Source organism: Pseudomonas sp. DWP3-1-2, assembly GCF_049896285.1.
Lineage (GTDB): Bacteria > Pseudomonadota > Gammaproteobacteria > Pseudomonadales > Pseudomonadaceae > Aquipseudomonas.
This window is the reverse complement of record NZ_JAFCTZ010000012.1, coordinates 69,382-90,578: the sequence shown is the minus strand read 5'-3', so window position 1 is coordinate 90,578 and position 21,197 is coordinate 69,382. Positions and strand designations below refer to the sequence as shown.

The 21,197-nt window shown below is 59.3% G+C and carries 16 protein-coding genes; 7 read left to right on the top strand and 9 right to left on the bottom strand.

The features are described from left to right. Window positions 1-70: 70 nt before the first annotated feature. Window positions 71-1,735, bottom strand: a complete 1,665-nt coding sequence (gene ettA, locus ACP7B0_RS20725) for an energy-dependent translational throttle protein EttA (RefSeq protein WP_426143517.1) — start codon at window positions 1,733-1,735, stop codon at window positions 71-73. Between the two features lie 556 nt (window positions 1,736-2,291). Here ettA and ACP7B0_RS20720 point away from each other — a divergent pair. Together ACP7B0_RS20720 and glyA are read left to right on the top strand one after the other, a co-directional pair. Further along, complete coding sequence (locus ACP7B0_RS20720) at window positions 2,292-6,137, top strand: sensor domain-containing protein (RefSeq protein WP_426143515.1); 3,846 nt, start codon at window positions 2,292-2,294, stop codon at window positions 6,135-6,137. Between the two features lie 197 nt (window positions 6,138-6,334). Further along, window positions 6,335-7,588 carry a serine hydroxymethyltransferase gene (glyA, locus tag ACP7B0_RS20715; RefSeq protein WP_426143514.1) on the top strand — a complete coding sequence of 418 codons (1,254 nt, stop codon included), beginning with the start codon at window positions 6,335-6,337 and terminating at the stop codon, window positions 7,586-7,588. A gap of 111 nt (window positions 7,589-7,699) precedes the next feature. On the opposite strand, the gene yjiA is transcribed toward glyA, so the two are convergent. From yjiA to ACP7B0_RS20700, 3 genes are all read right to left on the bottom strand, one after another. Then, window positions 7,700-8,677, bottom strand: a complete 978-nt coding sequence (yjiA, locus tag ACP7B0_RS20710) for a GTPase (protein ID WP_426143513.1) — start codon at window positions 8,675-8,677, stop codon at window positions 7,700-7,702. Window positions 8,678-8,833: 156 nt separating this feature from the next. Then, complete coding sequence (locus ACP7B0_RS20705) at window positions 8,834-9,031, bottom strand: YbdD/YjiX family protein (RefSeq protein WP_032627364.1); 198 nt, start codon at window positions 9,029-9,031, stop codon at window positions 8,834-8,836. Window positions 9,032-9,058: 27 nt separating this feature from the next. Further along, window positions 9,059-11,134 carry a carbon starvation CstA family protein gene (locus tag ACP7B0_RS20700; protein ID WP_426143511.1) on the bottom strand — a complete coding sequence of 692 codons (2,076 nt, stop codon included), beginning with the start codon at window positions 11,132-11,134 and terminating at the stop codon, window positions 9,059-9,061. A 286-nt stretch (window positions 11,135-11,420) separates the two neighbouring features. Here ACP7B0_RS20700 and ACP7B0_RS20695 point away from each other — a divergent pair, with 286 nt between their 5' ends. Next, window positions 11,421-11,789 (top strand): PilZ domain-containing protein, encoded by a 369-nt coding sequence (locus tag ACP7B0_RS20695; RefSeq protein ID WP_426143510.1) that lies wholly within the window; start codon window positions 11,421-11,423, stop codon window positions 11,787-11,789. A 59-nt stretch (window positions 11,790-11,848) separates the two neighbouring features. On the opposite strand, the gene radA is transcribed toward ACP7B0_RS20695, so the two are convergent. Then, window positions 11,849-13,216, bottom strand: a complete 1,368-nt coding sequence (gene radA / locus ACP7B0_RS20690) for a DNA repair protein RadA (RefSeq protein ID WP_426143560.1) — start codon at window positions 13,214-13,216, stop codon at window positions 11,849-11,851. 193 nt (window positions 13,217-13,409) lie between these two features. Between radA and mscL the strand changes: the two genes are divergently transcribed. Then, window positions 13,410-13,856 carry a large-conductance mechanosensitive channel protein MscL gene (gene mscL, locus ACP7B0_RS20685; protein WP_426143508.1) on the top strand — a complete coding sequence of 149 codons (447 nt, stop codon included), beginning with the start codon at window positions 13,410-13,412 and terminating at the stop codon, window positions 13,854-13,856. 124 nt (window positions 13,857-13,980) lie between these two features. Here mscL and ACP7B0_RS20680 read toward each other — a convergent pair whose 3' ends face one another. Then, window positions 13,981-14,757 carry a ferredoxin--NADP reductase gene (locus ACP7B0_RS20680; protein WP_426143507.1) on the bottom strand — a complete coding sequence of 259 codons (777 nt, stop codon included), beginning with the start codon at window positions 14,755-14,757 and terminating at the stop codon, window positions 13,981-13,983. A 360-nt stretch (window positions 14,758-15,117) separates the two neighbouring features. On the opposite strand from ACP7B0_RS20680, the gene ACP7B0_RS20675 reads away from it, so the two are divergent. Further along, window positions 15,118-15,351, top strand: coding sequence for a helix-turn-helix domain-containing protein (locus ACP7B0_RS20675; RefSeq protein ID WP_426143506.1), 234 nt, complete (start codon window positions 15,118-15,120; stop codon window positions 15,349-15,351). 118 nt (window positions 15,352-15,469) lie between these two features. Then, a complete protein-coding gene (locus ACP7B0_RS20670; RefSeq protein WP_426143505.1) occupies window positions 15,470-16,594 on the top strand; it encodes a methyltransferase in 1,125 nt (374 codons plus the stop codon). A gap of 62 nt (window positions 16,595-16,656) precedes the next feature. Here ACP7B0_RS20670 and ACP7B0_RS20665 read toward each other — a convergent pair whose 3' ends face one another. Genes ACP7B0_RS20665 through ACP7B0_RS20655 form a run of 3 tightly spaced genes read right to left on the bottom strand, consistent with a single transcriptional unit; the run spans window position 16,657 to window position 19,332 of the window. Continuing rightward, on the bottom strand, window positions 16,657-16,827 hold the full coding sequence (locus tag ACP7B0_RS20665; protein ID WP_426143504.1) for a DUF2474 domain-containing protein: 171 nt from the start codon (window positions 16,825-16,827) through the stop codon (window positions 16,657-16,659). Window positions 16,828-16,878: 51 nt separating this feature from the next. Then, on the bottom strand, window positions 16,879-17,886 hold the full coding sequence (cydB, locus tag ACP7B0_RS20660; protein ID WP_426143503.1) for a cytochrome d ubiquinol oxidase subunit II: 1,008 nt from the start codon (window positions 17,884-17,886) through the stop codon (window positions 16,879-16,881). 3 nt (window positions 17,887-17,889) lie between these two features. Next, window positions 17,890-19,332 (bottom strand): cytochrome ubiquinol oxidase subunit I, encoded by a 1,443-nt coding sequence (locus ACP7B0_RS20655; protein WP_426143502.1) that lies wholly within the window; start codon window positions 19,330-19,332, stop codon window positions 17,890-17,892. A 408-nt stretch (window positions 19,333-19,740) separates the two neighbouring features. Here ACP7B0_RS20655 and ACP7B0_RS20650 point away from each other — a divergent pair, with 408 nt between their 5' ends. Further along, complete coding sequence (locus ACP7B0_RS20650) at window positions 19,741-20,997, top strand: MFS transporter (RefSeq protein WP_426143501.1); 1,257 nt, start codon at window positions 19,741-19,743, stop codon at window positions 20,995-20,997. The last annotated feature ends 200 nt before the right edge of the window (window positions 20,998-21,197 follow it).

Below are 21,197 nucleotides of genomic sequence, written 5' to 3'. Positions count from 1 at the left end.
AGTGCATCGACGGATGCGCACCCATAAAAAACGGAGCCCGAAGGCTCCGTTTTTGTGACACCTGAACAAATCAGGCCAGTTTCTTGTGCCGAACCCGGTGCGGCTGGGCGGCAGCGTCGCCGAGGCGCTTTTTGCGATCGGCTTCGTACTCGGTGTAGTTACCTTCAAAGAACACGGCTTGCGAGTCGTCTTCGTAAGCCAGGATGTGCGTTGCCACACGGTCCAGGAACCACCGATCGTGAGAGATCACAATGGCGGCGCCAGGGAAGTCCAGCAACGCTTCTTCCAGGGAACGCAGGGTTTCCACGTCAAGGTCGTTTGACGGTTCGTCGAGCAGCAGGACGTTGCCGCCCTCTTTCAAGGTCAACGCCAGGTGCAAGCGACCGCGCTCACCACCGGACAGGTCCTTGACGAATTTCTGCTGATCACCGCCCTTGAAGTTGAAGCGCCCCACATAAGTGCGCGACGGGATTTCGTAGTTGCCGATACGGATCTGGTCGGAACCGTCGGAAATTTGCTGGAACACGGTCTTGCTGCCGTCCAGGTCGTCACGGCTCTGATCCACGCAGGCCAGTTGCACGGTTTCGCCGATCTCGATGCTGCCCGAGTCCGGTTGCTCCTTGCCCATGAGCATGCGGAACAAGGTCGATTTACCTGCACCGTTACCGCCGATCACGCCCACGATGGCGCCTTTAGGCATGGCGAACGACAGGTTGTCGATCAAGACGCGATCACCGTACCCCTTGCTGACGTTCTTGAACTCGATGACTTTGTCGCCCAGACGCGGCCCGGCCGGGATGTAGATCTCATTGGTCTCGCTGCGCTTCTGGAATTCCTGCGACTGCATTTCTTCAAAACGTTGCAGACGAGCCTTGGATTTTGACTGACGTGCCTTGGCACCTTGGCGAACCCATTCCAGCTCTTCTTTCATGGCCTTTTCATGGGCCGATTGCTGCTTGGATTCCTGGGCCAGACGATCAGACTTGGCTTCAAGCCAGCCCGAATAGTTACCCTCGTAAGGAATGCCCGCACCGCGGTCAAGCTCCAGAATCCAGCCGGCGACGTTGTCCAGGAAGTACCGGTCGTGCGTGATCGCAACCACAGTGCCCGGGAAATCGTGCAGGAAATGCTCAAGCCAGGCGACGGAATCGGCGTCCAGGTGGTTGGTGGGCTCGTCGAGCAGCAGCATGTCCGGCGCAGACAGCAGCAGACGGCACAGGGCGACACGACGCTTCTCACCACCGGAAAGGACCGCCACTTTTGCGTCCCACGCGGGCAGACGCAAGGCATCGGCGGCTACTTCCAGCTGACGCTCGAGGTTGTGACCGTCACCCGCCTGCAGAATGGCTTCGAGCTTGGCCTGCTCGGCGGCCAGCTTGTCGAAATCGGCATCCGGCTCGGCGTATTCAGCGTAGACCTGGTCCAGACGCGCCTGGGCGTCCTTGATCACACTCACCGCTTCTTCGACGACTTCACGCACCGTTTTGGTCGGATCCAGTTGCGGTTCCTGTGGCAGATAGCCGATGTTCAGCTCGGGCATGGGCCGCGCTTCACCATCAAACTCGGTGTCGACACCGGCCATGATTTTCAATAGGGTCGATTTACCCGAACCGTTCAGGCCGAGCACGCCGATCTTGGCGCCCGGAAAAAACGACAGAGAGATATTTTTGAGGATTTCCCGCTTCGGCGGCACAACTTTGCTCAGCCGATGCATGGTAAAGACGTATTGGGCCATGGAGTGAAAACCTGGTGTAAGTGGCTATTGAATGGGGCTGGATAGAGCGCGAGCTTAGTGCCCCGTCCTTAAAAAAGCGTTTATCTATCGAATGTACTTGCCGTTTGACGTTTGCGAGCCTTGAATCAGACAGGGCAACTAAGTGATGAACGATAGAGTTGGGGGCAGGCCCCGTAATTGCAAGCAGTGGGTTCACTGATGCAGGGGTCCGGACCGCACGTCGGGCAAAGCTACCCGAATGCGCTCAACAGGGCAAACCGTCCAGCCCAACGGGTCTGGCACTTTGCCACAACTATAGGCATGCTACCCGCCCTTCGGGCGTCCGGCTTTAGCGTTCATGTGGCAATAACTGCCTCGCCAACAGTGCTCAAGCGCACCGAGCGATGACAAGACAAGGCAAAAACAAACGAAAACGGTCGGGGTCGCGTCCGACGTCTGGCTGTACATCACTATTTTTCGCGTGTTTTTAACCCAGTATTGTAGGCCTGGCACCGCAAGTGCCCACCTTACGGAAGCTTACACACTGTCTGTTTAGTCCAGTAGTCAGGATCAGAGCTTGTCAACACCAATACCCCCCTATTCAGCGCGTATGGCGAAAAGCGCGACCGCCACGCCGTTACGTGGCTCACTGAAAGGTGCGCTGGCGGCGTTGGCTCTGTTGATGCTCGCGCTGTTGTTGTGGCAGTTGATCGCCCAGTTTCAGCAGACCCAGCAGCAGCAACGTCAACGCAGCCTGGACTACAGCGTACAACTGGCGGACCGCCTGAGCCTGAACATGGCCCTGACCGCTCAGATCGCCCTCAATTCGCTGGCAGACAGCCTCCAGCAACCGCAAAACCACACCGCGCAATCGGCAATGACGGTGACGCTGCGCCAGTCCTTACCGTCGTTGCGCAACATGGCCTTGCTCGACGCTGCCGGCGAGATCATTGCCGATAGCATGAAACGGCCTCGCGACGCCGATTTTCTAAAGCAGTCGATGCAACAGACCGCTGGCAGACCTTATTACTACACCAACGCCACGGATGGCTCGCGTGTCTATCTCCTGATCCGCAAGCCCGGTGACGCGCGGCAATACTGGGCGTTGCGACTGGCACCCGATGTGCTGAAATCCCTGTTTGAGCAAAGCACTCCGGACTTCAAGCCCTTGTGGCGGCTCGAAAACAGCAGCACCGAACGCATGCTGTTTCGCGACACCCCGACAGACGATGAACCCAGCGGCAGCAGTCTGGGCGACAGTGAAACGGTGCTGCTTCAACCTCTGGCCAACAGCGACTGGCAACTGCGCGGATTGTTCGACGCCACGAAAGCCCGACAGCAATTGCTGTTCCCCTTGATAGGAAAGTGCCTGATTGGCCTTTTGTGTTCGATCCTGCCGCTGGTGGCATTGATCAGCATGCGAAGGCGCCAGCGCCAACTGCACGAAAGCCGCCGCCGTTATCAGGACATTTTCGAAGGCGCTGGCGTTGCCATCTGCGTTCTGGACATGTCGACGCTGCCAGACCGCCTGTCCGCGTTGAATCTGCGCACCAGTAGCGAACTGGAGGCGCTGTTGCGGGCTCAACCGGGCCAGTTGAAGGCTTTGTTGCGGCAACTGCGCATTACCGAGGTCAATCAGGTCGCCCTCAGCCTGCTCAAGGTGAAATCCAGCCAACAGGTCTGGGAATACCTGATCGAAGGCTGTTCGCGCAGCCGTCAGGGCATCGGCGAACAAGTGCTCCACGCGGTGGTATCCAGACAAAGCCAGCTGGAGCTGGAAATCCAGCTGACCCAGGATAACGGCGAGGACCAGCACCTATGGCTGGTTTTGCGCTTGCCTGAACACCTGGATGACCTTCATGCCGTCATTCTCAGCATTGGCGACATTACTCGACGCAAGCAGGTTGAGTTGTCATTGCAGGAGCGCGAGGGATTCTGGTCCGACGTGGTGCGCACCGTGCCGGACCATCTGTACGTGCAGGACGTGTTCAGCCAGCGGATGATCTACAGCAACCATCATCTCGGGCAAACGCTGGGCTACAGCAAGACCGAACTGCTGCGCATGGGCGAGTTTTTCTGGGAAATCCTTCTGCACCCCGATGACGCGCAGTCTTATCAGGACATGCGCCTGCGCCAGCGCCATCGTGGGCACAGCGAACTGTTGCACTGCCTGCTGCGTTTTCGCGACAGCAAGAATAAATGGCGACGCTTCGACATTCGCGAACAAGCGCTCACCCACGACAAGGACGATCAAGCCACCCGCATCATCGGTATCGCCAAAGACATTACCGAGCAACTGGAAGCCAGCGAGTCCCTGCGCGACAGCGAGCAGCGCTATCGCACCCTCGCCGAAAGCATCAGCGATGTGATTTTTTCCACTGACAGCACGCTGATCCCTAATTACGTGAGCCCGTCGGCAGAGGACGTACTCGGCTACAGCCCCGAATGGATTCTCGAAAACGGCTGGGGCTCCACACTTGCCAACCCTGCGCAACTGACGGATATCTACGCGCTGCTGTCGCGGATCAGCAACGCGCTGGACTACCCCGAAGAGCTACAGAAACTGCGCCTGGAAGTCCCGACCCAGTTGTTTCTCTTCGATTGCCTGCGCGCCGATGGCCGCAAGATACCCGTCGAGCTGCGCCTGGTGCTGGTCTGGGACGAGCACGGGGTGTTCGACGGCATACTCGGTGTCGGTCGCGATATCAGCCAGCAGCGCCGGGCGGAAAAAGACCTGCGCATGGCGGCCACGGTTTTCGAGCACTCCACCTCCGCCATCCTCATTACCGACCCGGCGGGCTACATCGTGCAGGCCAACGAGGCGTTCAGCCGCGTCAGCGGTTACGCCGTGGCTGACGTGCTCGACCAGTTACCGTCGATGCTGACGGTCGATCAGGATCAGGAAGCGCACCTGCGGTATATCGTCAAACAACTGCATCAAGGTGGCGGCTGGGAAGGCGAAGTGTGGCTCAAACGCCGGAGCGGCGAGCACTATCCGGCGTGGGTCGGTATCAACGCGGTGCTGGACGATGAAGGCGATCTGGCCAGTTATGTGTGTTTCTTCAGCGACATCAGCGAGCGCAAGGCCAGTGAACAACGCATCCATCGCCTGGCCTACTACGACGCGCTGACTCATTTGCCAAACCGCACGCTCTTTCAGGATCGCCTGCACTCGGCGCTGCAACAGGCCGAACGGCAAAAGTCCTGGGTCGTGCTGATGTTCCTCGACCTTGATCGTTTCAAGCCGATCAACGATTCCCTCGGCCACGCCGCGGGCGACCGAATGCTTCAGGAAATGGCCACGCGCCTGCTGGCCTGCGTTGACGATGACGACACCGTGGCCCGAATGGGTGGCGACGAATTCACGTTGCTGTTGCAACCCGGCGCGACCCGACAGCTTGCGCTGGGCCGGGCGATCCACGTTGCCGAGAAGATCCTGACCAGCCTGGTCACGCCCTTCGTGCTCGAAGGCCGCGAATTCTTTGTCACAGCCAGTATCGGCATCGCCCTCAGCCCCCAGGACGGCAACGAGCTGAGCCAACTGATGAAAAACGCCGACACGGCGATGTATCACGCCAAGGAGCGAGGCAAGAACAACTTCCAGTTCTATCAGGCTGACATGAACGCCTCGGCGCTCGAACGCCTGGAGCTGGAAAGCGATCTGCGCCACGCTCTGGAGCAGAAAGAGTTCACGCTCTACTACCAGCCGCAGTTCAGCGGGGACGGCAAGCGCCTGACGGGTGCCGAAGCACTTCTGCGCTGGCGCCACCCACGTCGCGGCCTGGTATCGCCCAACGAATTCATTCCGGTTCTCGAAGAGCTGGGCCTGGTGGTGGAAGTCGGGGATTGGGTGCTGACCGAAGCCTGTCGCCAGCTCAAGGCATGGCATGTGGCGAAAGTCCGGGTGCCCAAGGTTTCGGTGAACATCTCGGCGCGCCAGTTCTCCGACGGTCAACTGGGCACCCGGATCGCCAACATCCTCAACGAAACCCGACTACCGCCCGCGTGCCTGGAACTGGAGCTGACGGAAAGCATCCTGATGCGTGAAGTCGACGAAGCCATGCAGATCCTCGACGGCCTCAAATGCCTGGGTCTGAGCATTGCCGTCGACGACTTCGGCACGGGCTATTCGTCGTTGAACTACCTCAAGCAGTTCCCCATCGACGTACTGAAAATCGACCAGACCTTCGTCGACGGCCTGCCATCCGGCGAACAGGACGCGCAAATCGCCCGGGCCATCATCGCCATGGCCCACAGCCTGAATCTGTCGGTCATCGCCGAGGGTGTTGAAACTCACGAGCAGTTGGAGTTTCTGCGCGAACACGGTTGCGACGAGGTCCAGGGCTACCTGTTCGGCCGCCCGATGCCCCCGAGCCGCTTCGAAGCGCAGTTCAGCAACGATGCGTTATTCATGCTTGATTGATGGCAGCGGCCGGGTTCTGTAGGCACTCGCACAACGTCCCACGACCGTCAGCTGCGTCCGCCTGACAGAAGCCGGTCCCACGACCGTCGTGGCTGGATGAAAGCCGCTTGTCCACGACATGACTCCCTTTCATATGCCAGATAAAACCCGATGGGGTAGAATGCCCCCCTTTCTGCCCCCGATCCTTGAGGACCGCCATGTTCAGCCGTGATTTGACCCTCGCCAAGTACGACGCCGATCTCTTTGCCGCCATGGAGCAAGAAGCTCAGCGCCAGGAAGAGCACATCGAGCTGATTGCCTCGGAAAACTACACCAGCCCAGCGGTCATGGAGGCTCAGGGCTCGGTCCTGACCAACAAGTACGCCGAAGGCTACCCAGGCAAGCGCTACTACGGCGGCTGCGAATTCGTCGACGTGGTTGAGCAACTGGCCATCGACCGTGCCAAAGAACTGTTCGGCGCGGATTACGCCAACGTTCAGCCCCACGCAGGCTCCCAGGCCAACAGCGCGGTTTACCTGGCCTTGCTGCAAGGTGGCGACACCATTCTGGGCATGAGCCTGGCTCACGGCGGTCACCTGACTCACGGCGCCAGCGTCAGTTCGTCGGGCAAGCTGTATAACGCGGTTCAGTACGGCATCGACGGCAACGGCATGATCGACTACGACGAAGTCGAGCGTCTGGCCGTTGAGCACAAGCCAAAAATGATCGTGGCCGGTTTCTCTGCCTACTCGCAGATCCTCGACTTCCCGCGTTTCCGTGCCATTGCTGACAAGGTCGGCGCGTACCTGTTCGTCGACATGGCCCACGTGGCCGGTCTGGTTGCGGCGGGCGTTTACCCTAACCCGGTGCCTTTCGCTGACGTGGTCACCACCACCACGCACAAAACCCTGCGCGGTCCACGGGGCGGCCTGATCCTGGCACGCGCCAACGCCGAGATCGAGAAGAAGCTGAATTCGGCTGTTTTCCCTGGCGCACAAGGCGGTCCGCTGGAGCACGTCATCGCGGCCAAGGCCGTGTGCTTCAAGGAAGCGCTGCAGCCTGAGTTCAAGGCTTATCAGCAACAAGTGGTCAAGAACGCCAAGGCCATGGCGGGCGTGTTCATCGAACGTGGCTTCGATGTGGTGTCCGGCGGTACCGAGAACCACTTGTTCCTGCTGTCGCTGATCAAGCAGGACATCTCCGGTAAAGATGCCGATGCCGCCCTGGGTCGTGCGTTCATCACCGTGAACAAGAACTCCGTCCCCAACGACCCACGCTCCCCGTTCGTCACTTCGGGCCTGCGTTTCGGCACCCCGGCCGTCACCACTCGCGGCTTCAAGGAAGCAGAGTGCAAGGAACTGGCTGGCTGGATCTGCGACATCCTGGCTGACCTGAACAACGAAGCCGTGATCGACGCGGTACGTGAAAAAGTCAAAGCCATCTGCGCGAAACTGCCGGTATACGGCGCTTAAACAGCCCCGTTTACCGCAGAAACAAGAAGCCCGGCTCTAGAGCCGGGCTTTTTGCATCCGTGGGTCCTGAAACCCGATCATCGTGGGACCGGATTCATCCCTCGCAGGTCGTTACGCGGTAACCTTTGCAAACCCCGCCCGGATCTTCTCTTCCGGCAGCTCATCGGCAATGAACACGATCACGCTTTCGCGTTTTTCGTCTTCGCCCCATTCAGTGTCCCAGTCGAAGCCGTAGAGTTTGAGCACGCCCTGAAACACCATCCGGCGCGGTTCGTCGGCGATGCTTAGCACGCCCTTGTAACGCAGCAATTGCTGGCCGTGGTCTTCCAGCAGTTCATTCATGAACGCGCTGAGTTTGTCGATATCCAGGGGTTTGTCGCTGCGCAACACCAGGCTGCTGATCCGGTCGATGGAAATGCCCGCAGGCGCTAACGGACGCAAGCTCATGCCGCCGCCCAAGTCCGCATTCAGGTTGAAGCCACGCACATCCAGCAGTTCGGCCAGATCAATCTGGCCATGCTCCACCACCCGAATCGGGGCGCGGCGGTTGATGCGTGTCAGGCGCGCGCTCAGTGCATCAAAGGTCGCGTCGTCCACCAGGTCGCGCTTGCTTACCAGCAAACGGTCGGCAAAACCGATTTGCGCCTGGGCGATGGTCTGTGCCAGATGCGTGTCCGCGTTGGCCGCGTCCACCAGGGTAATGATGCCGTCAAGGATGTAGCGCTCGCGCAGCTCTTCATCAATGAAGAAGGTCTGTGCCACCGGCGCCGGATCGGCCAGTCCGGTGCACTCGATCACCAGACGATCGAAGACGATTTCCCCGCTGTCCAGACGCTCAAGCAGCAGGAACAGCGCTTTGGTCAGGTCGGTGTGGATGGTGCAACACACGCAGCCATTGGACAGGGTCATGACTTGCACAGGCTCAGAACCCAACAACTGGGTGTCGATGCCAGCGTCACTGAATTCGTTTTCGATCACGGCGATTTTCAGGCCGTGCTCGGCCTTGAGCAAATGGCGCAGCAAAGTGGTCTTGCCCGCGCCGAGAAAACCGCTCAGAACCGTGACGGGGATGGGGTGCGGGGTGGTCATGGGGACTCCTGTACTTATCAACACAACGTTTTGAGTTCACCGCAACCTGGGCGGGACCGGCTTTAGCCGAGCCCGCGATCGCGACGAACCCCAAACAAAAACGCGCCACGACAAGCGTGGCGCGTTGTTCAGGCAAGCCTGCCGTTGATCAGACGATCAGCAGCATTTGGGCCCACCCTTGCCACCGTATCGGGCTTCCTGACGCTCCCGGAAGAACGCCTCGTAGTCCATCACCGGTTTGTCAGGGTGTTTGACCTGCATGTGCGCGACATAGTTGTCGTAGTCGGGCATTCCCACCATCAGGCGGGCGGCCTGACCGAGGTATTTCCCGAGGCGACTCAGGTCATTGAACATAGACAGCTCCTCTTTTCACGGTCTGCTTCACACCTGGGTCGGCGCCGACAACGCCTGGAAAGGCGCTTCCTTGTCGGTACGTTCTTTATTGCCCCATGCCGCGATGCCGATTTTCAGCGCGTAGAACAGAATGCTGAACACCACGAACAGGAACAGGATGGTCAACCCGGCGTTGGTGTAAGCGTTGAAGATCACGTGTTGCATCTGGTCCATGGTTTTGGCCGGTGCCAGGATCTGACCGGCGTCAGCCGCAGTGCTGTATTTCTTGGCCAGGGCCAGGAAACCCACAGCCGGATTGGCGTCGAACAGCTTGATGAAACCTGCCGTCACGGTGCAGATCAACAGCCAGGTAGCGGGCAGCATCGTCACCCAGACATAACGCTGACGCTTCATTTTGATCAGGACGACCGTCGCCAGCATCAGTGCGATACCCGCCAGCATCTGGTTCGAGATACCGAACAGCGGCCACAAGGTGTTGATACCACCCAACGGGTCGATGACACCCTGATACAGCAGATAACCCCACAGCGCCACGCAACCCCCGGTGCCAATCGCGTTGGCGGTCCAGGACTCGGTACGTTTCAGGGCTGGCACGAAGCTGCCCAGCAAGTCCTGCAGCATGAAACGACCGGCGCGAGTACCCGCATCGACAGCGGTCAGGATGAACAGCGCTTCAAACAGGATCGCAAAGTGGTACCAGAAAGCCATGGTGCTGGCGCCCGGCAATGCCTGATGCAGGATCTGCGCGATACCCACTGCCAGGGTCGGCGCACCACCGGCGCGGGCCAGTACAGTGTTCTCGCCAATGTCCTTGGCCACCGCAGTCAATTGCTCCGGTGTGATGGCAAAGCCCCAGCTCGATACAGTCTGCGCAACGGTCACGACGTCACTGCCGACAATGGCGGCCGGGCTGTTCATCGCGAAGTACACACCCGGCTCGATCACCGACGCGGCAACCATGGCCATGATGGCCACGAAAGACTCCATCAACATGCCGCCGTAACCGATGTAACGGGCGTTGATTTCGTTATCCAGCAATTTTGGTGTGGTGCCCGAAGAGATCAGCGCATGGAAGCCCGATACCGCACCGCACGCGATGGTGATGAACAGGAACGGGAACAGCGTGCCCTTCCAGACCGGACCGGTGCCGTCGGTGAACTGAGTCAAGGCAGGCATTTTCAGCTCGGGCGCAAGGATCAGGATGCCGATTGCCAAGGCCAGGATGGTGCCGATTTTCAGGAAAGTAGACAGGTAGTCACGCGGGGCCAGCAGCAGCCAGACCGGCAGCATGGCGGCCACAAAACCGTACCCCACCAGCATCCAGGTGATCTGCACACCCGTGAAGGTGAACATCGGTGCCCACTCCGGACTGGCAGCGACCATGCCGCCGACCCAGATCGAGAGCAACAGCAGGACCACGCCAATCACCGAGATTTCCCCGATGCGGCCCGGCCGGATGTAGCGCATGTAAATGCCCATGAACATCGCGGTAGGGATAGTCGCCAATACCGTGAACATGCCCCATGGACTTTCGGCCAGGGCCTTGACGACGATCAGCGCCAGCACCGCCAAGATGATGATCATGATCAGGAAGCAGCCAAACAAGGCAATGGTGCCGGGAATGCGGCCCATTTCCTCGCGCACCATGTCGCCCAGGGAGCGACCGTTGCGGCGTGTGGACAGGAACAGGATCATGAAATCCTGCACCGCGCCAGCCAGCACCACGCCGGCAATCAGCCAGAGCGTGCCTGGCAGATAGCCCATTTGCGCCGCCAGCACCGGACCCACCAGAGGCCCGGCACCCGCGATGGCGGCAAAGTGGTGCCCGAAAAGAATGTGTTTGTTGGTCGGAACATAGTCCAGACCGTCATTGTTGACCACTGCCGGCGTCGCCCGCAGCGGATCGAGCCGCATGACGTGCGTGGCAATGAACAGACTGTAGTAACGGTACGCAACCAGATAGATGGCAACCGCTGCCACCACAATCCAAAGCGCGTTGATTGCTTCTCCGCGGCGCAAGGCCACTACCCCAAGGGCACAAGCCCCGGCAATTGCGACGATCAGCCAAGGCACGTGGCGCATAAGCCCATTATTATTTTTCATTTTTTTATTCCAGCAGGATGACTAGAAGACCACCGCTGCGAGTTTAGCCATGTCACCGGGAAAGGCCACCCCCCACGATGGTATACAGCGCAAAAGATTGCGCCGACGCAGTTCGTCGGAATCGGACGTGGCAAGCACGGAAAATTCGCTGCCGAAACAGCTTTGTAAAGATACGCACCAAAACTGTTCGGCAACCCTGAACGGGTCTATTGTCGTTGAGTGTGGCGCTGCTTACTGGCGTCGATCCGCTGACGTTAAGTCAGGCGATTACGAGAGGGCTGACCCGATGACCGACCCCGAAAAAGATCGTCGACGCTTCAAGCGCATTGCCTTCGACGCGATAACAGAGGTGCGCCAGGGGCAGAACCGTTGGCAGGTCACACTGATCGACCTGTCCCTCAAAGGCCTGCTTATCCACCGCCCCGATCCCTGGCTGGCCGACACTCGCCAGCCTTTTGCGATTGACCTCCGCCTGAGCAGTGACGTCCACGTCCAGATGGATGCGCACCTGACCCACGACGATCACCGACATTTAGGCTTCGAGTGCCTGTACATCAGCCTGGAGTCAATCAGCCACCTGCGTCGCCTGATCGAACTGAACCTGGGTGATCAAGATGAACTGGAGCGCGAACTGGCGGCGTTGATTGAGGTTTGACCGGACCTTATGACCGGGTCTGCGACGAGCGCTGCGTTTAGGTGCGGCGTTCGTCACCTTTATTCAAACAACGCATCCAGCGCCTGCTCCAGCCGTGTCACGCCAATAACCTGCAAACCCGGCGGTGATTCCTTCGGGGCGTTGGCCTTGGGTACGATGGCGCGCTTGAAGCCGTGTTTGGCGGCCTCTTTCAGGCGTTCCTGACCGCTGGGTACAGGTCGCACTTCGCCGGACAGCCCCACTTCGCCGAACACCAGCAGATCATGAGGTAACGGGCGATTGCGCAGGCTGGACATCACGGCCGCCATCAAGGCCAGGTCGGACGCGGTTTCCAGAACTTTCACGCCGCCCACGACGTTGAGGAAAACGTCTTGATCATGGGTAGGAATCCCGCCGTGGCGGTGCAGGACCGCCAGCAGCATGGCCAGTCGGTTCTGATCCAGCCCCAGGGTAACGCGACGAGGATTGGCCAAGTGGCTGTCGTCCACCAGCGCCTGGACTTCAACCAGCATCGGTCGTGTACCTTCCCAGGTCGCCATGACCACGCTGCCCGGCACTTCTTCCTGGGCACGGGTGAGAAAAATCGCTGACGGGTTGGAGACCTCTTTCAGGCCCTTGTCGGTCATGCCGAACACACCCAGCTCGTTGATGGCGCCAAAACGGTTCTTCACCGCTCGCAGCAAACGCAACCGGCCATCGGACTCGCCTTCGAAGTACAGCACCGTATCCACCATGTGCTCCAGGACCCGAGGGCCGGCCAGCGCGCCTTCCTTGGTGACATGACCCACCAGAAAAATAGCCGTGCCGCTTTGTTTGGCATAACGCACCAGCAACGCGGCGCTTTCGCGCACCTGAGACACGCCGCCCGGCGCCGATTGCAGTTGTTCGGTGAAAATTGTCTGGATCGAATCGATCACCATGACTTTGGGCTTTTCCACCCGTGCCGTGGCAATGATGGTTTCGATACAGGTCTCGGTCATGACCTTGAGTTTGTCCTGGGGCAACCCCAGGCGGCGGGCGCGCATGGCAACCTGCTGTTGCGACTCTTCACCTGTGACGTACAAGGCGGGCATGCGCTCGGCAATGGCACACAGGGTCTGCAGCAGAATCGTGGACTTGCCGATACCTGGATCGCCGCCGATCAACACAACAGAGCCATCCACCAGACCGCCGCCCAGCACGCGGTCCAGCTCAGTGGAGTTGGTGGAGAAACGCGGAATTTCCTCGACGCTGACTTCTGCCAGGGTACGAATCTGCGCCTGTTGGCCGGTCCAGCTGGAACGGCCACTGGGTGCCGCAGCCGCGCCGCTTTCCAGCACGGTTTCAACCAGTGTGTTCCAGGCGCCGCATTCACTGCACTGGCCGGCCCATTTCGGAAAGGTCGCGCCGCATTCGGTGCACCCGTACATGCGTTTGGCCTTGGCCATGACAACCCCTTCGTAAAAGTCGGCAATCATAGCGCAGGTTGGCGCACCTGCGTCCCAGCGCCAGGCGGATGCATGTTTTTGAGTGCCTGCGTAAAACTTCCACCTTCAAAGCCGGTCGATTTGAGGGGAAGCACGATGCATGGAGCTGATTTACACTGCATTGATCCCACTCATCTGTAACAAGGAATGACCCATGAGCGTACTAAGCGAGTTCAAAGCCTTTGCCGTCAAAGGTAACGTGGTCGATATGGCCGTCGGTATCATCATTGGCGCGGCATTCGGCAAGATCGTTTCGTCGTTCGTCGGCGACGTCATCATGCCACCGCTGGGGCTGCTGATTGGCGGCGTTGATTTCAGCGATCTGGCAGTCGTCTTGCGGCCTGCCGTAGGCGAAGCGCCTGCGGTGATGCTGGCCTACGGCAAATTCATCCAGACCGTGATTGACTTCATCATCGTGGCGTTTGCCATTTTCATGGGTGTCAAAGCGATCAACCGTCTGAAACGCGAAGAAGCCAAGGCTCCCACCCTGCCGCCTACACCCAGCAAGGAAGAAATTCTGCTGGGCGAAATCCGCGACCTGTTGAAAGAGCAAAACAAACCTGCGGCACCGATTACGGTTGATCCGTCACGTCCGGTTTGATCTCCACAGAACACCCACCCTGTGGGAGCGGATTTATCCGGGAAGGCCATGGTGCGGTCATGGAACACACCGGTCTCTCGCGAATGAATTCGCTCCCACAGGTGGATAGAGTGGGTCCAGGGCGTTACCAGTAAGTCTCCACCGCCACCTGCCCCGGACGTCGACTCAGGCTCAACTGCAGGTTCCGCGCCTTGAGCAATGCCCGCGTATCCTCGACCATTTGCGGGTTGCCACACAGCATGACCCTGGAGTGTTCGGCGGTCATGTCCAGCGCTGCTGCCTTTTCCAGGTCGCCGCTTTCCAGAAGATGGGTGATCCGGCCGTGCAATACGCCGGGAGGGTGCTCGCGGGTGACGGTGGGCAGGAACAGGAATTTTTCGGCGTATTCAGCGAGGTAATCCCGCTGAATCAGTGTCGTGATCAGCTCCTGATAGGCCAGTTCCCGGGACTCGCGCACGCTGTAGACCAGAATGATCCGTTCGAATTTTTCCCAGACTTCGAAATCCTGAAGGATCGACAGAAAGGGCGCGACACCTGTGCCCGTGGATAACAGCCACAAGTCCCGCCCATCGGCAAAACGGTCCAGCGTCAAATAGCCGAACGCCTGTTTCTCGATCAACAACGTGTCGCCTTCCTGCAAACGACTCAGCTCACTGGTGAATTCGCCCTCCGGGACCACGATGGAGAAGAACTCCAGAAATTCATCGTGGGGCGAGGACACCATCGAATAGGCACGCCAGACAACGCTGCCGTCGGCTTTGGTAACGCCCAGACGAGCGAACTGCCCCGCCCGGAAACGGAACCCCACGTCACGTGTCGTGCGCAGGGTAAACAGGCTGGGGGTGAGCGGCGTCACGTTCAACAGGGTTTGCCGGGTGAACTTGTCTGCACTGGCGGTCATGGTCAACCTGCAAGCAAAAAATGAAGGGGATCAGTGTCCCGCAAAGCGGGGGAGATAAACACCGGCGGTTTGTAGTGATATCCCGTGCACCGACAAAACACGTCCCGATATCGAGGCTTTAGACTTTTTCACTCTTGGAACTATCGCAACACAATTCATCATCCGGACTTGAATTTGGCCAAGCGCTTTGACACGCCGCTTGATGGCGGACGGCGTTTTTTCAGGGTGATAACTAGCACCTAAACGCCAGCACCCATCCGTCTGCAAGGATTTTACCGTGGGATTTTCACCGCCCTTTTCTTCCTACACTTGGGGTCTGGACGCATGGAATGAATAAAGAATGGCCGCATGGAGGCAGCAATGAACAGGACGGTAATCAGCTCGTTTCAAGAGGTTTCGGATAAACACCTGACACCCCGGGAAATCGAAATATTGAGATGGTCAGCCGAAGGCAAGACCGCTGCGGATATCGCCATCATCCTCAGCATGAAGGAACGCACGGTGCATTTTCATGTGGCCAATGCGGTTCAAAAAATGGGCGTAAGCAACAAGATGTCAGCCGTGGTGCAAGCCGCGTTGAGCGGTCTGTTCTGAGCAAAGGCAAACGACAGGGTGCCAAGCGGCAAAAAGCACGTAAAATCACGGCATTCTGCGAGCCAGCGCACCACGGGCTACGCGACAACATGTTGATTGCCCCCGAGTTTGCCTGCCCATGCCCCTGCTTATCACACCCTTCGCCCAGCTTGATCTCATTCGCCAACCGCAACAGCAGGATGAGCCGCTACAAGCCTTCGACGCAGCCGATGAATACCTGCTCAACCATGTAGCCGAGCAAGGCGTAACGTTGCAGAGCCGGGTGCTGGTGCTTAATGACAGCTTCGGCGCATTGGCCGTGAGCCTGGCCAGGCACGCCGCGGTGGTCAGCAGCACGGACTCCTACCTCGCCGCTTATGGCCTGGAGAAAAACCTGATCCGTAACGGCATGGCTTACGACGCGGTGCCGATGATCCCGGCAAGCGAAGCACTGGTCGGGCCATTTGACTGGGTATTGATCCGGGTGCCGAAAACCCTCGCCCTGCTGGAAGAGCAGTTGATCCGCCTGCAAGGCCAACTGGCTCCGGGCGCACACGTGGTCGCGGCTGCCATGGTCAAGCACTTGCCGCGTTCGGCCGGTGAGCTGCTTGAGCAGTACGTCGGCCCGGTGACTGCGTCACTGGCGATGAAGAAAGCCCGCCTGCTATTCGCCACGCCGCAACCCCGTGAAATACAGCCATCGCCCTACCCGACCACTTACGCCCTTGATGATCCGGCCATCAACCTGATCAATCACGCCAACGTTTTCTGTCGCGAAGGTCTGGATATCGGCACCCGCGCATTCTTACCGTATCTGCCGAAAAACCTGGGGGAGGCGCGCGTCGCGGACCTGGGCTGTGGCAATGGCGTCCTGGCAATTGCCAGCGCCTTGGACAATCCGCAGGCCCACTACACGATGGTGGACGAATCATTCATGGCCGTGCAGTCCGCCGCGCAGAACTGGAAGACCGCCCTGGGCGAACGCGAAGTGGTCGTCCGCGCCGATGACGGCCTTGCCAGTCAGGCGCCCGATTCGCTCGATGTGGTCCTGTGCAACCCGCCTTTCCACCAGCAACAGGTCGTCGGGGATTTCCTGGCGTGGCGCATGTTTCAACAGGCTCGCTCGGCGCTGGTGGTCGGCGGTGCGTTGTATGTCGTCGGCAATCGTCACCTGGGTTATCACAGCAAGCTCGCCCGGTTATTTCGCGGTGTTGAGCAAGTCGCCGCCACGCCGAAATTCGTGATCCTCAAAGCGCGAAAATAACCGAAAAAAAACCCTCCAGAGGAGGGTTATAAAGCCGCGCCAGGCGCGGGATGGGAATTGGGTCAGTGCGTGCGCATACCGGCAGCCGTCATGAACATGCGCAGCAGGCTGGCCACCAGGTACAGGGCAAACACGCTGCCTACCCAGATACCGACCAGCCAGGCCAGACGCTGCCAGAGAGGCTTTTTAAGGGCTGGATCCTGGTCGTCGTGCAAGGATTCTTTGCGGGACATCGCCAATCTCCTTAAAGGGTGGCCCCGACGCCAGCATCGGGGCCTGATCTGCTAGTGGTAGCCGTCTTCGTGGGTGACCTTGCCGCGGAACACGTAGTAGCTCCAGAAGGTGTAACCCAGAATGAACGGGATGATGAACAGCGTCCCGACCAGCATGAAGCCCTGGCTCTGCGGCGGGGAAGCCGCGTCCCAGATGGAAATCGAAGGTGGCACGATGTTCGGCCACAAGCTGATACCCAAGCCGCTGTAGCCGAGGAAGATCAGCACCAGCGTCAACAGGAACGGCGTGTAATTCGCATTGCGGGCCACGGCCTTGAACAGACCATACATGGTCACCAGCACCAGAATCGGCACCGGCAGGAACCAGAATAGATTCGGCAGGGTAAACCAGCGATCGGCGATGTCCGGGTGGGCCAGCGGTGTCCAGAGACTGACGACGCCCATCACCGCCAGAACCGCAAAGGCCAGCGGACGCGCCAGGTCATGCATGGCTTTCTGCAACGCACCTTCGGTTTTCATGATCAGCCAGGTGCAGCCCAGCAGCGCATAAGCCACGATCAACGCCACGCCGCAGAACATCGTGAACGGGGTGAGCCAGTCCAGTGAGCCGCCAGCGAATTGCCGGTTGACTACCGGGAAGCCGTCAATAAACGCCCCCAACGCGACCCCCTGGAAGAATGTGGCCGTCAGCGAACCGCCGATAAAAGCCTTGTCCCACAAATGACGCTTGGCGGCGGTGGCCTTGAAACGGAACTCGAAGGCAACACCGCGGAAAATCAGCCCGATCAGCATCAGGATCAATGGCAGATAGAGCGCCGACAGCACCACCGAATAGGCCAGCGGGAAGGCGCCGAACAAACCCGCGCCCCCCAGGACCAGCCAGGTTTCATTGCCATCCCAGACTGGCGCGACGGTGTTCATCATCACATCACGGTCGTGCTCTTCCTTCATGAACGGGAAGAGAATGCCGATGCCCAGGTCAAAGCCGTCCATCACGACATACATCATGATGCCGAAGATGATGATGACGGCCCAGATCAGCGGAAGATCAATACCCATGGCTCAATGCTCCTTGGTCAGGCTGTCGTGGTTGTCGTGGTCTTCGGTGCCTTCTTCAGCGGCCGACAGCGGACGAGCCGGTGTGCGTTTCTGGCCAGGGCCGCCGTGCTTGGGCGTGTCGCCTTCATTGACGACCGGACCTTTGCGCACCAGACGCATCATGTAACCCAGCCCCGCACCAAACAGCAGGAAGTACACCACCACGAACAACACCAGGGTGATGGTCATCTGCTCGACACTGTGCCCGGACGACGCATCCTTGGTACGCATCAGGCCATAAACCACCCAGGGCTGACGGCCAACTTCGGTAGTAATCCAGCCTGCCAGGATGGCGATCAGGCCCGAAGGTCCCATCCACAACGTCAGGTACAGGAACGGACGAGACTTGTAGAGCGCGTCACGCTTGCGCAGCCACAGGCTCCACAGCCCGGTGAAGATCATCAGGAAGCCCAGGCCGACCATGACCCGGAATGACCAGAATACGATGGCCGAATTGGGCCGGTCTTCAGGCTTGAAGTCCTTGAGCGCCGGGACTTGCTTGTCCAGGCTGTGGGTCAGGATCAGGCTGCCCAGATAGGGGATTTCCACGGCAAAATCAGTGCGTTCTTCCTTCATGTTCGGCAGCCCGAACAGGATCAACGGCGTGGGTTCGTCACCGACGTTTTCCCAGTGGCCTTCAATCGCCGCAATTTTCGCGGGCTGATGTTCAAGGGTGTTGAGACCGTGGAAGTCACCGATCACGGCCTGTACAGGCGCAACCAGCAGCGCCATCCACATGGCCATGGAGAGCATTTTGCGCACCGGCGGTGTATCGCGGCCGCGCAGCAGATGCCAGGCGGCGGATGAGCCGACAAAGAACGCCGTGGCCACAAAGGCTGCAACGGACATATGCGCCAGGCGATACGGGAAGGACGGGTTGAACACCACCGCGAACCAGTCGGTAGGAATCACCCGGCCGTCGACAATTTCAAAGCCTTGAGGCGTCTGCATCCAGCTGTTGGAGGACAGAATCCAGAAGGTCGAAATCAGGGTGCCGATAGCGACCATGATCGTCGAGAAGAAGTGCAGATTACGGCCCACCCGGTTCCAGCCAAACAACATGACACCGAGGAAACCTGCCTCGAGGAAGAATGCCGTCAGCACCTCGTAGGTCAGCAGCGGACCGGTGACAGCCCCCGCGAAATCGGAGAACCGGCTCCAGTTGGTACCGAACTGATAAGCCATGACCAACCCGGAAACCACGCCCATGCCGAAGTTGACGGCAAAGATCTTCGACCAGAAGTGGTACAGGTCACGGTAGACGTCTTCGCGGGTCTTCAGCCACAACCCTTCGAGCACCGCCAGATAACTTGCCAGACCGATGGTGATGGCAGGGAACAGGATGTGGAACGAAATGGTGAATGCGAACTGAATTCGGGCGAGATCAATTGCCTCCAAACCGAACATAGGTCTTCCTCTATCAGGTTAAATGGCTGTGACCCGAGGCCATCAGCGACTGCCCCCACCAACTATGAGCACGGTGCGTTGGAATTGTTCTAAAAGATTGCTGGCATGGGGGTTTGCTGGTCGCGCCACCACGCACTTGCTGTACGCGCATTGACGCAGGTCAACCAACGATCAAAGAGTAGACCCATTTGAATGCAGGGTCCGTGTGGTCTTTTGTCGCGTGACGAGTTGCCTCATCCGAAGAGAGGCCCGAACGACGTGGCTTGAGGCGCTTTCTGACAACCCGCAGAATTTTGTTACAGGCATGCCGTCCGTAAAGCTTTCAGGGCGCGAAGAGCGTTGCTTCACGAAATGCATTGTTACAAAGTGTTAATCTCGCTCATCCCTTCTCCCAGGCCGCTGTAACTCATGCCGACTCAAGCCCCCGTTTTGCTGCGCCATCACCGTCCGTTCGTCGCTTTCTGGTTCGCCCGCATCTTCACTGCCAGTGGTTTTCAGATGTTGACGGTGGCCATTGGCTGGAATCTGTATCAACTGACCGGCAACGTGCTTGACCTGGGGCTTGTGGGTCTGGTGGAGTTCGCGCCCCGGGTGCTGTTCATGCTGCATACCGGGCACGTCGCTGATCGCTACGATCGACGCAAGATCGCGGCGATCTGCCAGACCCTTCAGGCGTTGATCGCTCTGACGCTGTTCATCGGCAGCAGCACGGACAGTGTGACCAGGGAGATGATCTTCATTCTGGCGTTTGCCTTGGGTGCATCGCGCTCCTTCGAAATGCCTGCGACTCAAGCCCTGTTGCCGACGATTGTGCCCAGCGCCCTGTTTCCCCGGGCCGTGGCGTCGGCGCAGTCGGCGCAACAGTCGGCAACCATCGTCGCCCCGGCGTTGGGCGGCTTTCTATACGCCTTCGGCAGCAGCTGGGTCTACGGCCCCACCGTGGTGCTGTACGTGATTGCGTGCACCTTGATGCTCAGCCTTCCGGCGCGTCAGACCGCCTTGAACACAGGCAAGGCGACACTGGACTCGTTGATGGCGGGGATTCGTTTCATCCGCAGTCGTCCCGATGTGCTCGGCGCGATTTCCCTGGATTTGTTCGCGGTGCTGCTGGGTGGCGCGACGGCGCTGTTACCGGTATTCGCCAAAGACATTCTGCTGACCGGTCCCTGGGGGCTGGGGCTGTTGCGTTCGGCGCCGGCGGTGGGTGCCTTGGGTATGTCGCTGTGGCTCGCGCATTTCAACGTCGAGCGCAACGTGGGACGGGTGATGTTTACGGCCGTTGGCGTGTTCGGGGTCGCGACCATCGCGTTCGGGCTGTCGACATCGTTCTGGTTTTCCATGGCCGTGCTGGTGGTGCTGGGCGCAGCCGACATGATCAGCATGGTGATCCGCGCCTCCTTCGTGCAACTGGAAACCCCCGATGAAATGCGCGGCCGGGTCAGCGCCGTCAACGGGCTGTTTATCGGGGCATCCAATCAGCTCGGGGAATTCGAGTCCGGCTTGACCGCCCACTGGCTGGGCACGGTTCCCGCCGTGGTGCTGGGCGGCGTCGGCACCCTCGCGGTGACAGGCATCTGGATCAAACTGTTCCCGACCCTGGCCAAGCGGGACCGGATGCGGGATGGGGTGGAAGAGGCGGAAGAGGTGCAGAAAGCGTCTGTTTAACGGCCCATTGGCCCCTTCTGTCTTTGCGATGTCTGCCGGATCGACTTTCCAGATCGCGCCTTGTTGGAGCGTGGCTTGCCCGCGAATGCCATTCTTCAGCCGGTATTTTTACCGGCAGGATTGACGCGTTCGCGGGCAAGCCTCGCTCCAACGGAGTCAGGTGTTTGGGGTTGTAATCCGTAACGCCTCCACTATCCGCC

Coding starts and splice junctions, on each gene's coding strand:
- ACP7B0_RS20705 (WP_032627364.1), bottom strand. CDS start 9,031: ATGTTCAATGACCTGAGTCGCCTCGGGAAATACCTCGGTCAGGCCGCC.
- ACP7B0_RS20675 (WP_426143506.1), top strand. CDS start 15,118: ATGAACAGGACGGTAATCAGCTCGTTTCAAGAGGTTTCGGATAAACAC.
- mscL (WP_426143508.1), top strand. CDS start 13,410: ATGAGCGTACTAAGCGAGTTCAAAGCCTTTGCCGTCAAAGGTAACGTG.
- ACP7B0_RS20655 (WP_426143502.1), bottom strand. CDS start 19,332: ATGTTCGGTTTGGAGGCAATTGATCTCGCCCGAATTCAGTTCGCATTC.
- radA (WP_426143560.1), bottom strand. CDS start 13,216: ATGGCCAAGGCCAAACGCATGTACGGGTGCACCGAATGCGGCGCGACC.
- ACP7B0_RS20665 (WP_426143504.1), bottom strand. CDS start 16,827: ATGTCCCGCAAAGAATCCTTGCACGACGACCAGGATCCAGCCCTTAAA.
- yjiA (WP_426143513.1), bottom strand. CDS start 8,677: ATGACCACCCCGCACCCCATCCCCGTCACGGTTCTGAGCGGTTTTCTC.
- ACP7B0_RS20650 (WP_426143501.1), top strand. CDS start 19,741: ATGCCGACTCAAGCCCCCGTTTTGCTGCGCCATCACCGTCCGTTCGTC.
- ACP7B0_RS20670 (WP_426143505.1), top strand. CDS start 15,470: ATGCCCCTGCTTATCACACCCTTCGCCCAGCTTGATCTCATTCGCCAA.
- cydB (WP_426143503.1), bottom strand. CDS start 17,886: ATGGGTATTGATCTTCCGCTGATCTGGGCCGTCATCATCATCTTCGGC.
- ettA (WP_426143517.1), bottom strand. CDS start 1,735: ATGGCCCAATACGTCTTTACCATGCATCGGCTGAGCAAAGTTGTGCCG.
- ACP7B0_RS20700 (WP_426143511.1), bottom strand. CDS start 11,134: ATGAAAAATAATAATGGGCTTATGCGCCACGTGCCTTGGCTGATCGTC.
- ACP7B0_RS20680 (WP_426143507.1), bottom strand. CDS start 14,757: ATGACCGCCAGTGCAGACAAGTTCACCCGGCAAACCCTGTTGAACGTG.
- ACP7B0_RS20695 (WP_426143510.1), top strand. CDS start 11,421: ATGACCGACCCCGAAAAAGATCGTCGACGCTTCAAGCGCATTGCCTTC.
- glyA (WP_426143514.1), top strand. CDS start 6,335: ATGTTCAGCCGTGATTTGACCCTCGCCAAGTACGACGCCGATCTCTTT.